Annotated in this window: 8 protein-coding genes and 1 tRNA gene; 7 read left to right on the top strand and 2 right to left on the bottom strand. The window is 69.6% G+C overall.

The features are described from left to right. Nucleotides 1-99: 99 nt before the first annotated feature. Nucleotides 100-1,428 carry a recombinase family protein gene (locus tag OIE67_RS46410; protein WP_326632609.1) on the top strand — a complete coding sequence of 443 codons (1,329 nt, stop codon included), beginning with the start codon at nt 100-102 and terminating at the stop codon, nt 1,426-1,428. Nucleotides 1,429-1,742: 314 nt separating this feature from the next. Here the strand turns inward: OIE67_RS46410 and OIE67_RS46405 are convergent. Beyond that, nucleotides 1,743-1,828 (bottom strand) — tRNA-Leu (locus OIE67_RS46405). A 422-nt stretch (nt 1,829-2,250) separates the two neighbouring features. Here OIE67_RS46405 and OIE67_RS46400 point away from each other — a divergent pair. Both OIE67_RS46400 and OIE67_RS46395 read left to right on the top strand, forming a co-directional pair. Continuing rightward, entirely contained in the window at nt 2,251-2,814 is a 564-nt protein-coding gene (locus tag OIE67_RS46400) for a hypothetical protein (RefSeq protein ID WP_245955996.1), read from the top strand. Between the two features lie 383 nt (nt 2,815-3,197). Continuing rightward, entirely contained in the window at nt 3,198-5,237 is a 2,040-nt protein-coding gene (locus OIE67_RS46395; protein WP_326632606.1) for a chaplin family protein, read from the top strand. A gap of 117 nt (nt 5,238-5,354) precedes the next feature. Here OIE67_RS46395 and OIE67_RS46390 read toward each other — a convergent pair whose 3' ends face one another. After that, the gene (locus tag OIE67_RS46390; protein ID WP_326632604.1) at nt 5,355-5,540 is read right to left on the bottom strand and encodes a DUF5703 family protein; all 186 of its coding nucleotides are present in this window, start codon (nt 5,538-5,540) and stop codon (nt 5,355-5,357) included. 190 nt (nt 5,541-5,730) lie between these two features. Between OIE67_RS46390 and topA the strand changes: the two genes are divergently transcribed. The 4 genes from topA (at nt 5,731) to tmk (ending at nt 12,594) form a co-directional block, all read left to right on the top strand. Further along, the gene (gene topA, locus OIE67_RS46385) at nt 5,731-8,430 is read left to right on the top strand and encodes a type I DNA topoisomerase (protein WP_326632602.1); all 2,700 of its coding nucleotides are present in this window, start codon (nt 5,731-5,733) and stop codon (nt 8,428-8,430) included. A gap of 70 nt (nt 8,431-8,500) precedes the next feature. Continuing rightward, the gene (locus OIE67_RS46380; RefSeq protein WP_326632600.1) at nt 8,501-9,778 is read left to right on the top strand and encodes a metallophosphoesterase; all 1,278 of its coding nucleotides are present in this window, start codon (nt 8,501-8,503) and stop codon (nt 9,776-9,778) included. 76 nt (nt 9,779-9,854) lie between these two features. Continuing rightward, nucleotides 9,855-10,412, top strand: coding sequence for a helix-turn-helix transcriptional regulator (locus tag OIE67_RS46375; protein WP_326632598.1), 558 nt, complete (start codon nt 9,855-9,857; stop codon nt 10,410-10,412). 139 nt (nt 10,413-10,551) lie between these two features. Next, the gene (tmk, locus tag OIE67_RS46370; RefSeq protein ID WP_326632596.1) at nt 10,552-12,594 is read left to right on the top strand and encodes a dTMP kinase; all 2,043 of its coding nucleotides are present in this window, start codon (nt 10,552-10,554) and stop codon (nt 12,592-12,594) included. Nucleotides 12,595-12,601: the final 7 nt, after the last annotated feature.

Below are 12,601 nucleotides of genomic sequence, written 5' to 3'. Positions count from 1 at the left end.
TCCGGCACTGACCGCTGGAGCAGCTCGTGCACTCCTGCGGATTCTCCAGAAGTCCAACGCCGCGCTGGCGGAGCGTCAGCCGGAAGAAAGGAAGCCTGAATGATCCCATTCGCCTTCTGGGGCCGGGTGTCCACGGAGGACAACCAGGACCCCACCTCGTCGAGGAACTGGCAGCTGTCCCGGTCCCGGACCTTGATCGAGCCTCACGGGGGTGTGATCGTCGCGGAGTTCTTCGACATCGACAAGTCCCGATCGATCCCGCCGCAGCGCAGGCCGCGTGCTGGAACCCTGCTGGACGAGTTGAGCAACCCCACTCGGGGGTTCGACGCCGTCGTGGTCGGCGAACCGCAGCGGGCCTTCTACGGCAACCAGTTCGGGCTGACCTTCCCGCTGTTCGAACACTTCGACGTCCCGCTGTGGGTGCCCGAGATCGGAGGCCCCATCGATCCGGCCAACGAGGCGCATGAACTGATCATGTCGATGTTCGGCGGCATCAGTAAGGGCGAGCGGAACCGCATCAAGCTGCGGGTCCGCACCTCGATGGCCGCACTCGCCCAGATGGAGGGCCGTTATCTCGGAGGGCGCCCGCCATACGGGTATCGCCTGGTCGATGCCGGTCCGCATCCCAACCCGGCCAAGGCCGCGGACGGCAAGCGCCTGCGCCGCCTGGAGCCGGACCCGCTCACCGGCCCCGTCGTGCAACGCATCTTCGCCGAGTTTCTCGGAGGCAGGGGGCTGCTCGCCATCGCGGAGAGGCTCACCCGCGACGGCATCCTGTGTCCCTCGGCCTATGACAGGGCCAGAAACCGCCATCGCAGCGGGATCGCCTGGTCGAAGGCGGCGGTCCGAGCGATCCTGCTCAACCCTCGCTACACCGGCCGCCAGGTCTGGAACCGGCAGCGGAAGGACGAGGTGCTCATCGACGTCAATGACGTCGCCCTCGGGCACATGACCAAGCTCCGCTGGAACGACTCGGACAACTGGATCTGGTCCCAGCAGGCCGCCCATGAGGCGCTGGTCGAAGAGGAGACCTTCGCTCAGGTGCAGGCGCTGCTGTCGGCCCCTGGAAGCGCCAAAGAGGGACGCAAGCCGCGCCGGACTCCCCGCCCGTACATCTTCCGCGGACTGCTGTTCTGCGGCATCTGCGAACGGCGCATGCAAGGGAGTTGGAACAACGACAAGCCGCACTACCGCTGCATCTTCCCACGCGAGTACGCGCAGGTCAACCACCTCGATATCCACGCTCGGTCTACGTCAGAGAGGAACTCATCGTCGAGCCCCTGGACACGTGGCTGGCCACGACCTTCGATCCCGAGCACCTTCCGGACACCATCCGGGCGATGGCCGACGCCCAGCTCGCCGACGACCACCGCCTGGCCGAAGCCGAATCCGTCCGTCAGGTCGTGGCCGAGTGTGAGCGCAAGCTGACCTCCTACCGCGCCCTCGTCGACGCGGGGAGTGACCCTGCTGTCGTCGCCGGATGGATCGCCGAGACGGAGGCGAGACGGAAGGTCGAGCAGATGCGCCTCGACCGGGTGATGAGCAAGATCCCGAAACGACTCACAGAAGAGGAGATAGCCGAGATGGTGGCCACGATCGGAGACCTGCGCAGGGCACTCCGTAACGCGGATCCTAAGGACAGGGCCGAGGTGTACGGAGAGCTCGGACTGCGTCTGATCTATGAACCGGCCAGAAACGCAGTGATCGCCCAAGCTCAGCTTGGACGATCATGTACGAAAATGTGTCCGAGGGGGGACTTGAACCCCCATGCCCATCACTGGGCACTAGCACCTCAAGCTAGCGCGTCTGCCTATTCCGCCACCCGGACTTGGTGCCTGCACGCGGGACCGTCATCTCGCGTCGGCTCCGTAAGGTTAGCAAACTCTGAGCAGTGCGTCATACCAAGTATCGCGACCTTGCCGGAGGCGTGCCGTAAGCCCTCGTGCAAAGGCGCGATGGGGGGTGGGGATGGGGGCGGCATGGGGGTGGGCGGAGGTTCGTGGGGTGGTTGGGGAGGGTTCGTGGGGAGGGGGGTTGGCCAAATTCTGGGTCTCGGGTGAAAAGCTCTTGCGGCAACCATGGGTGCTGCTACGGTTACGGAACGTTGAGGGGTGAGTCCACGGACCGGCCTCACAGTGTGAGGTCGGTTCTGGATACTCGGGAGGAATTGTGGCGCGTGAGGCGGTGTGGCGGCAGAGGGCTCAGGCCCGGGCTGTCCGCCGCCCTCGTGTGTTCACCCCGGCGCAGGACGTGACCACCGATCGGGCTGACCGGATGGCGCGGTTCGCGGCCGGCGCCCGTCGGGTCGTCGTGCGGGCAGCCGCTTTTGGCGCCCTGGTGGCCACCGGCTGGCTGCTCGCTGTCCTGTTCAGCACGTTCACCGCCGCCCCGGCGGCCGCGGATTCCACCGCGGCGACAGGGAGGGCGACGGACGCGAGTGCGGAGACGGGAGCGGCAGCGGCCACCACAGCGGCGGCGAGAGCGGCTCTGTCCGGGGTCGCGCAGCAATCCCTCCTCGACCCGGACCACGCCTCGGCTTCGGACAACGCCGAAGCCATGGCAGGACGTACGGTCGACGGCCTCAACAGCCAGCAGGATCCTGGCCTGCCTGTACCTTCTTCCGCCGGAGAGATCCTGGACACCAATGGTTTGGTGCCCACCGGCGGTAACAGCGGTCCCTTCGGGGCCGCGACCGGGGATGTCGCGAGGTCCGGGTTCGACCCGCGGCTCCAGGCTGGGCGCGCCCCCCTGGCGCGCCTGCTTCCCCCCGTCGTCCGCACAGCGGCGGACGACCCTTCTTTCTCACCTGACTGAGTGAATTCCCGGCTGGTCCCCGGTCTTACTCCCCCGGCTAGGTCCTCACAGGTCCGCGTCTGATTCGTCTGGTCCCGTCATGGGTCGCGATCGGGCTGACCGGATCGAGGTCCCTGAGGTCGGGACGGAGCAGACCCTAGCGGGGCCAGAGCCGACCGTGATCGAGGCCGGTCCCTGATCGCCGATCGAAGCGACGGGGACGAGGCCGGCCGACAGGCCGAAATGACGGCGGAGCGTGGCACGAATCCCTCCGCCCGCAGGTGAAAGACATCCGTTCGACTGGTTCGTGAATCCGAGGTCTCCGCTGTGCGCGAAACCTCGCACGACTTCGGGCTGCCCGCGAACCGTTCAGGTATCCCCCCAAACCACTAGGAGCATCCATCATGCGTACGTGGGCGAAGGCAACGAGCCCTGCGGCTCTCCTGGCCATGGCCGTCATGTCGTTCGGCGGCGGCACCGCGCTGGCCGACACCTCCGGCGACGGGTCCGTCGCGGGCGGCAACCAGGTCGACCTGCCGGTCTCCATCCCGATCGACATCAGCGGCAACGCCATCGCCGCAGTCGGCAAGTCGGAGGCCACCTCCCAGGGCGGCGCCGAGGTCGTCAACTCGGGCCGGCCCGGCATCCCCAACGAGACGTCCGGCAACGGGTCCGTCGGAGGCGGTAACCAGGTCAACGCGCCGATCAGCGTCCCGATCAACGCCTGCGGCAACGCGGTCTCGCTGATCGGCAAGTCCGACGCGGGCTGCAAGGGCGGGGCCACCGTTCGTAACCAGGGCAAGGGCGGGGCCGGCGGCAACCGTACCTCCGGCGACGGCAGCGTGCTCGGCGGCAACCAGATCACCGCGCCGATCAGCGCGCCGATCAACGCCTGCGGCAACGCGGTGGCGATCTTCGGCGACGCGACGGCGGGCTGCAAGGGCGGATCGGCCGTGCACAACACCGGCGTGGGGGCGGGCGGCAACCGTACCTCAGGCAACGGATCCGTGCTGGGCGGCAACCAGGTCATCGCGCCGATCAGCGCGCCGATCAACATCTGCGGCAACTCGGTCGCGGCGGTCGGCCGGGCGTTCTCCGGCTGCGCGGGCGGCTCGACCGTCACCAACAACGGCGGCCCCGGCAACCGCTACCACGCCCACCACCAGGCCGCCGGCTCCACCGGCAACGACACCGACGGGCGGTTCGGGGTCGGCAGCGGCAACCAGGTCATCGCCCCGATCAGCCTGCCGATCGACGCCTGCGGCAACGCCGTGGGCAACGCGGTCGCCGGGTGCAAGGGCGGCGCCGAGGTGCACAACACCCGCCGCGGCTCCGGCGCCGGCGGCAACCGTACCTCGGGAACCGGGGGTGTGCTGAGCGGCAACCAGGCGGTCGCGCCGATCAGCGCGCCGATCGACGTCTGCGGCAACGCGGTGGCCGTGCTCGGCCATGCGTTCGCCGGCTGCAAGGGCGGCGCCGTGGTGAAGAACGGCGGCAAGGGCGCCGGCGGCAACCGTACGTCCGGCGCGGGCGGCGTGCTGTCGGGCAACCAGGTCATCGCGCCGATCACCGCGCCGATCAACGTCTGCGGCAACGCGGCCGCCGTGCTCGGCGCGTCGCGGGCCCACTGCAAGGGCGGCGCGGGCGTCTGGCCGCAGCACGGGGTCGGGGGCGGCGGCAACCGTACGTCCGGCGCCGGCGGGGTGCTGTCGGGCAACCAGGTCGTGGCGCCGATCAGCGCGCCGATCAACGTCTGCGGCAATGCCGCGGCCGTCCTGGGCGACGCTGCCGCCGGATGCCTCGGCGGGTCGAACGTCGGCCGGCCCGGCTTCCAGCGTCCCGACGGGTTCGAGCGTTTCGCCCGGTTCAACAGCAAGGTGTCGGGCGCCAAGGGCGGCACGCTGCCCATCACGCCGTCCCTGCCGGTCCTCGGCGGGGTGCAGGAGGCCGGCGGCAAGGTCGGCGGCCTCACCCAGGGGCTCGGCGGCGCGAACGACCTGACCAAGCAGCTCCCCGACGTGACCAAGCAGCTGGAGAGCGTCGGCGGCGTCACCCACCAGCTCCCCGTCGTCGACGACGCGGCCAAGACGTTCGGCCTGCCCCAGCTCCCCGAGCTGCCCGGCATGCCCGCCGCTCCGGCCCAGCCGAAGCGCACCGCGGTCTCCGCGCCGGTCGACGGCAAGGGCCGCTCGGTAGCGCCCCGTTCGAGCTCCCCGCTCGCCCCGGCCACCGACCTGGTCTCCTCCACCCCGCTCGGCGGGGCCGTCAACTCCACCACCCGCGCCCTGCCGGTGCCCCAGCTCGGCCTGATGAGCGCCGAGCAGCCCGCGGGCGTGACCGGGATGAACTCGGGCTCCCTGCTCGCGCTGCTGGCCGGCGCCATGCTCGCCGCCTCGGCGACGCTGTTCGGCGCCACCCGCCGGTTCCGGATCGGCCGTAAGTAAGGGATCAGGCAGTACGTAACACAGGACGGCTTCCGCTCACAGCCTGTGAGTAGGCGGCGATAGACGCTTTGCCCGTTCCGGGGGCGCGGCCCGGGACGGGCAAAGCCATGTTCGCGTTCAAAGCGTGCTACGCACCTTCATGATCTTGCGCCGCAGGCGGACCCGGCGGCTGCCGTCGGGGTACACCCGGACGCGCGAGAGCTCCCACTGACCGTACTCTGCGTGTTCGGTCAGCAGTTGACGTGCTGCTTCGCGAGTGAGATCGCGTGGAATGAAGATATCCATGTAGGAGTAGTCGAGCACAACGATTAGTCTCCAGGGTGAGTCAGGGCGTCAGGCCGCTCGATGGGCCTTATTCTGCGTGCTTGCGGGTGGACCCGGAAGCTAGTGGGTAGCCCGGGGGAAGGAAATTTCCGCGAGTCGGGTTACCTTTCAGATCTGTGCCGACTCCCGGCAGGGGGATTTGCAAGCGAACAGCGAGGTAGGAAGCAGCGTGCCAGCCAAGAACGGCAGCGCCGGCGGAACACGCCTGGTGATCGTCGAGTCGCCCGCCAAGGCGAAGACGATCGCGGGGTACCTCGGGCGCGGCTACATCGTCGAATCGAGCATCGGTCACATCCGCGACCTGCCGGAGAAGGCCGACGACATCCCCGAGAAGTTCAAGGGGGCGCCGTGGGCGCGTCTCGGAGTGAACGTCGAGCACGAGTTCGAACCGCTGTACGTCGTCAACCCCGACAAGCGGTCGCAGGTCAACAAGCTGCGGCAGCTGCTCAAGGACGCCGACGAGCTCTATCTGGCCACTGACGAGGACCGCGAGGGCGAGGCCATCGCCTGGCACCTGCGCGAGGTGCTCAAGCCCAAGGTGCCCGTGCACCGCATGGTGTTCCACGAGATCACCCCGCAGGCGATCCGCGACGCCGTGGCCAACCCGCGCGACCTCAACCTCCGCCTGGTGGACGCCCAGGAGACCCGGCGCATCCTCGACCGCCTCTACGGCTACGAGGTCAGCCCGGTCCTGTGGAAGAAGGTCAAGCCCAGGCTGTCCGCCGGCCGGGTGCAGTCGGTGGCGACGCGGCTGGTCGTGGAGCGCGAACGGGAGCGCATGGCGTTCACGGTCGCCCACTACTGGGACCTGCAGGCGCTGTTCGACACGGGCAAGGCCGACGAGCGGCCGCGCGACTTCACCGGCACGCTGACCGGGGTCGACGGCAAGCGGGTGGCGCAGGGCCGCGACTTCGCCAGTACCGGCCAGCTCAAGGGCAACGCCAATGTGCTGCACCTGTCGGAGGCCGCCGCGGGCGAGCTGGCCGGTCGGCTGCAGGGGGCGTCGTTCGCGGTCAAATCCGTCGAGCGCAAGCCGTACACGCGCAAGCCTTACGCGCCGTTCAGGACGACCACGCTGCAGCAGGAGGCCAGCAGGAAGCTGGGGTTCTCCGCGAAGTACACGATGCAGGTCGCGCAGCGGCTCTACGAGAACGGCTTCATCACCTACATGCGTACCGACAGCATCACGCTGTCGGAGACGGCGGTCGCGGCGGCGCGGTCGCAGGCCGTCAAGCTGTACGGCGCCGCGTACGTTCCAGACAAGCCGCGCGTCTACTCCAGCAAGGTGAAGAGCGCGCAGGAGGCGCACGAGGCGATCCGGCCGTCGGGCGAGGAGTTCCGCACGCCGGGCGAGACCGGGCTTTCCGGCGACATGTTCCGCCTGTACGAGCTGATCTGGCAGCGTACGGTCTCCTCCCAGATGAAGGACGCGGTCGGCGAGTCGATCACCGTGAAGGTGGGCGGCAGGTCGACGGCCGGCGAGGACGTCGAGTTCAGCGCGTCCGGGCGGACGATCACCTTCTACGGCTTCCTGAAGGCGTACGTCGAAGGGGCCGACGACCCCGCGACCGACCGTGACGACTCGGAGAAGCGGCTGCCGAACCTGGTGGAGGGCGACGCGCTCAGCGTGACGCGCCTCGACGTGGCCGGCCACTCGACCAAGCCGCCGGCGCGCTACACCGAGGCCTCGCTGGTCAAGGAGCTGGAGGATCGGGAGATCGGGCGGCCGTCGACGTACGCCTCGATCATCGGCACCATCCTCGACCGCGGTTACGTGTTCAAGAAGGGCACGGCGCTGGTGCCGTCGTTTCTGGCGTTCGCCGTGGTCAACCTGCTGGAGCAGCATTTCGGCAACCTGGTCGACTACGACTTCACCGCCGACATGGAGAAGGTGCTCGACGACATCGCCAACGACCGGGCGGAGCGCGTTCCCGAGCTGCAGCGCTTCTACTACGGCGGCGGCGACGACGGCGACGAGGGCCTGAAGGAGATGGTCACCGACCTGGGTGACATCGACGCCAAGGAGATCAGCTCGTTCCCGGTCAGGGGCAGCGACATCGTGCTGCGGGTCGGGCGCTACGGGCCCTACCTCGACCGCGACGGCGCGCGGGTCAACGTGCCCGAGGACATGACGCCCGACGAGCTGACGGCGGACAAGGCCGAAGAGCTGTTCTCGCGGCCGACGGGTGACCGGCAGCTGGGGCCCGACCCGGTGACGGGTCACATGATCGTGGCCAAGGACGGGCGTTACGGGCCTTATGTGACGGAGGTCCTGCCCGAGCCGGCCGCCGACGAAGAGGCTCCCAAGCGGCGGACGAAAAAGGCGGACGCGGTCAAGCCCCGTACGAGCTCGCTGTTCAAGACGATGTCGCTCGACACCATCACGCTGGACGACGCGCTCAAGCTGCTGACGATCCCGAGGGTCGTGGGCGAGCTGGAGGGCGAGGAGGTCGTGGCGCACAACGGGAAGTTCGGCCCTTACCTGAAGAAGGGCACCGACTCGCGTTCGCTGGGCTCCGAGGACGACCTGCTGACGGTCACCATCGACCAGGCGAAGGAGCTGTTCGCGCAGCCCAAGCAGCGGGGCAGGGGCCGGGCGGCGGCCGCCGCGCCGCTGCGGGAGCTGGGCGACGACCCCAACTCGAAGAAGCCGGTCGTGGTCAAGGAGGGGCGTTTCGGCCCGTACGTGACCGACGGCGAGACCAACGCGTCGCTGCGCAAGGGTGACACGGTCGAGGACATCACGATCGAACGGGCGGCCGAGCTGCTGGCCGAACGGCGTGAGCGGGCGCCCGCGCCCAAGAAGACGACCACGCGCAAGGCGCCGGCGAAGAAGGCTCCGGCCAAGAAGCCCGCGGCCAAGTCGTAGATCATCACATTCCGGCGGCCGCCGTGATCGGGGCCGCCGGAAGTGAGTCGCCGCAAGTAGCATCGTTCATGTGTTCGTCCTGTTCTTCGTGGTCGTGGTGCTGCTCGCGCACGCGTACCTGTGGTTTCGGCTGGTGCGCCGCACGACGGGGCCTGGGAGGCTGCGTAAGGCGCTGACCTGGAGTGTCGTCGCGCTGTTCGCGGTCCTCGTGGCGACGCTGGTGGGTAGCAGGATGGGGCTTGAGGGGTGGGCGGTCTGGCCTGGGTTCGTCTGGCTGGCGGTGATGTTCTACCTGGTCGTGATCCTCGTGGTGCTGGAGGTGCCGCGGGGGGTGGCGGCGGCCGTTCTGCGGCGGCGGTCGGAGAGCGTTCCCGCGTCGGCCGTCGCGGTGCCGTCTGTCGTGGTGCCGGCCGGGATCGGTGCGGCTGTCGAGGACGAGGTCGGGCCGGCTGACGTCGTCGTTTCCGCTCCTGGGGACGTTCCCGCTTCTGGGGACAGCTCTGCGGCGCCTGCCATGAGCAGGCGGCTCTTCCTCGACCGGACCACCGCCGCGATCGCCGGGGTGGGCGCGCTGGGCACGGTCGGGTACGGGATGGCCAGCGCGCTGGGCGATCCCGTGATCGAGCCGGTCAAGGTCACGCTGCCGAAGCTGGATCAGCGGCTCGCCGGCCTGCGCTTCGCCGTGGTGAGCGACATCCACCTCGGGCCGCTCACGGGCATCGGGCACACCGAGCGGATCGTACGGATGATCAACGGGCTCGAGGCCGACGTGGTCGCGATCGTGGGTGACCTCGTGGACGGCTCGGTGGCGCAGCTCGGGGCGCTGGCCCGGCCGTTGCAGCACCTCGAATCCCGATATGGCGCCTATTTCGTGACCGGTAACCACGAGTACTTCACGGCCGAGGGGCCGGGGGAGTGGATCGAGGAGCTGGCCGAGCTCGGCGTACGCTCCTTGCGAAACGAGCGGGTGGAGATCAGGCACCAGGGCGCCGTGCTCGACCTGGCCGGCGTGAACGACGTCGGGGGCGTCGCGGCCGGCGAGTCGCCCGACTTCGCCAAGGCGCTCGGCGGGCGCGATCAGGGCCGCTCCACGGTGCTGCTGGCGCACCAGCCGATCCAGGTGAAGGAGGCCGCGCGGCACGGCGTCGACCTGCAGCTCTCCGGTCATACGCACGGCGGGCAGATCGCGCCGTTCAACCTGGTGGTGGGGTTGCAGCAGCCGGTCGTGTCGGGGCTGGCGACCGTGGACGGCGTGCAGGTGTACGTCACCAGGGGCGCGGGGTTCTGGGGCCCTCCCGTGCGCGTCGGGGCGCCGCCCGAGATCACGATTCTCGAACTGCGCGGCTGACCTTTCGTAATCCGGTGGTCACGCCATGCCATGATGGCGTACAGTATCCGAGCGGATACTTTTCGGAGGTGCGGGCATGGTCTCCTCGCCGTTGGAGCGAGCGCTGCGGCAGGACGTGGCCCTCTGGGCCAGACGTGGCGGGCTGCTGTTCAAGCAGGCCAGGCATGCCGCCAGCCTCAACCAGAAGGCGCTGGCCAGCGTGAGCGGCACCTCGCGCACGACGCTTTCGGCGTACGAGCACGGCAGGAAGTCGCCGACGCTGGAGACCGCGGGGCGCATCCTCGACGCCGCCGGGTTCCGGCTGGTGCTGGAGGCCAAGGTCGAGTGCGTGACGCGGGTGACCGGCGAGGGGCGGACGGTCCACGTGCCCAGCCGGCTCAGCCGCCTGCCGGTGGCCGCGGCGCTGGGGTCCGTGCAGGTCGGCGGGCGCGACTACGATCTGTCCGACCGGGGCGAGCGCCGGGCGGCCTACACGGCGTTGCTGTGCGCGGGCGAGCCCGGAGAGCTGCTCGCTCACGTCGACGGCGTGCTGCTGATCGACCTGTGGGACGAGCTCGTTCTCCCCGACGACGTACGGGCCGAGTGGCGGCCATTGGTGGAAGAGGCGCGACATGAGGCCGGAGTTGTGAATTGATGAGGTTTTCGGGGGCCTATTCGAGCGGCGAAACCTGCGCCCGAGCCCGATCACGTAATACTCTCAGCCACGAGCGGCCGGGAATATCCGGCTCGTCTTGTCCCCTCCCTTCCGGTCAACACCTGGATACGCTGAAATCATGACTGCCCTTGGCCGTAGCCGCTCGACCCATGTGCTGGCCAATGCGCCGTTTCGACGGCTGTGGACGGCCATGTCGGTGTGCAGTCTGGGCGACTGGCTCAACCTGCTGGCGCTGACGGCCCTCGCGGCCAACCTCACCCAGGGCGACTACCGGGTGCAGTCGCTCGCCGTGGGCGGCGTGTTCGTCGCCAAGATGCTGCCCGCGGTGCTGCTCGGGCCACTGGCCGGCGTCTTCGCCGACCGGTTCGACCGGCGGCTGACGATGTTCTCGGCCGACCTGGCCCGGTTCGCGATCGTGCTGTCGATCCCGTTCGTGGGCAGCTACCAGTGGGTCATCGTCGCGACGATCCTGGTCGAGTGCGTCAACCTGTTCTGGGTCCCGGCCAAGGACGCGACGGTGCCCAACCTGGTGCCGAAGGCGCAGCTCGAGTCGGCCAACCAGCTCAACCTGCTGGTCACGTACGGCACCGCGCCGGTCGCGGCGATGTTGTTCGCCGCGCTGTCGGTGGCGGGCGACCTGATCGGCGGGGTGGTGCCGTTCGTGGAGGGGCGCGACGCCACGGGGCTCGCGCTGATCGTCAACGCGTGCGCCTACCTCGTGTCGGCCTTCCTCATCTTCACCCTGCGCGACATCCCCAAGCGTGACGGCGCGATCTCCACGCCCTCCGTGCTCAAGCAGGTCGTCGAGGGCTGGCGCTTCGTCGGCGGCAACCGGCTGGTGCGCGGCCTGATCATCGGCATGCTGGGCGCGTTCGCCGCGGGCGGGGCGGTCGTCGGCGTGGCCAAGGTCTACGTGGCGGCCCTCGGCGGCGGCGACGCGGCCTACGGCGTGGTGTTCGGCGCGGTCTTCGTCGGCATGGCGCTGGGCATGTTCTTCGGGCTGCGGCTGCTGCGCGAGCTGTCCAGGCGGCGGCTGTTCGGGCTGTCCATCACCGTCGCCGGGCAGGTGCTGATCGCCATCGCGCTGGTGCACAACCTGGTGATCGTGGTCATGCTGACCGTGGTGCTGGGGGCGTGCGCGGGCATCGCCTGGATCATCGGCTACACGCTGATCGGGCTGGAGGTCGAAGACGGGCTGCGCGGCCGTACGTTCTCGTTCCTGCAGTCCACGGCGCGGGTGACGCTGCTGCTGGTGGTGGCCCTGGCCAACCCGCTGGCCGCGCTCTTCGGCCTGCACGTGCTGGAGTTCGGCACGCTCAGCTACCGCTTCGACGGCACCAACCTGGTGCTGGTGATCGGCGGGGCGCTCGCGACGGGCGTCGGCATCCTGGCGCTGCGGCACATGGACGACAGGAGAGGCGTCTCCCTGGCGGGCGACCTCATCGCGGCGGTGCGCGGCGAGCGCTTCCCCGCCGAGTCGGCCGAGCACGTGCCCGGGCTGTTCGTGGCGTTCGAGGGCGGCGAGGGCTCAGGCAAGACCACGCAGTCGCGGCTGGTCGCGATCTGGCTGCGCGACCAGGGCTACGACGTCGTGCAGACGCGCGAGCCCGGCTCGACCAAGGTCGGCATGCGGCTGCGCGCCATCCTGCTCGACGCGGCCGAGCGCGGGCTGTCCGCGCGGGCCGAGGCGCTGCTGTACGCCGCCGACCGGGCCGAGCACGTGGAGAAGGTGATCAGGCCGGCCCTCTACCGGGGCTCGCTGGTGGTCACCGACCGCTACGTGGACTCCTCGCTGGCCTACCAGGGCGCGGGGCGCTCGCTCGACCCGGCCGACGTGTCCAAGATCAACGCCTGGGCGACCGGCGGGCTGGTGCCGCACCTGACCGTGCTCATCGACACGCCGCCCGAGATCGGGCTGACCCGGCTGGGCGGGGCGGCCGACCGGATCGAGTCCGAGCCGCTGGAGTTCCACGAGCGGGTGCGCAAGGAGTTCAGGGCGCTCGCGGCGGCGGCGCCCGAGCGCTACCTCGTGGTCGACGGCACGATGCCGCAGGAGGCGATCACCCGCCGGGTCCAGGACCGGATCAGGGAGATCCTGCCCGACCCGGTGCCGAGGGAGACCGAGGACATCACGGGGACGATGCCCGCCATCCGCGACTAGCCTTACC

Origin of the sequence: Nonomuraea fuscirosea (genome assembly GCF_035917475.1) — a bacterium.
In the GTDB taxonomy this organism is placed as follows: domain Bacteria; phylum Actinomycetota; class Actinomycetes; order Streptosporangiales; family Streptosporangiaceae; genus Nonomuraea; species Nonomuraea fuscirosea.
Note: the sequence above shows the minus strand (reverse complement) of the source record. Positions and strands in the feature narration are given on the sequence as shown.

Bases quoted from the DNA above. Each gene is read 5' to 3' on its own strand.
- OIE67_RS46410 (WP_326632609.1), top strand. From the start codon at position 100: ATGATCCCATTCGCCTTCTGGGGCCGGGTGTCCACGGAGGACAACCAG.
- OIE67_RS46395 (WP_326632606.1), top strand. From the start codon at position 3,198: ATGCGTACGTGGGCGAAGGCAACGAGCCCTGCGGCTCTCCTGGCCATG.
- OIE67_RS46375 (WP_326632598.1), top strand. From the start codon at position 9,855: ATGGTCTCCTCGCCGTTGGAGCGAGCGCTGCGGCAGGACGTGGCCCTC.
- tmk (WP_326632596.1), top strand. From the start codon at position 10,552: ATGACTGCCCTTGGCCGTAGCCGCTCGACCCATGTGCTGGCCAATGCG.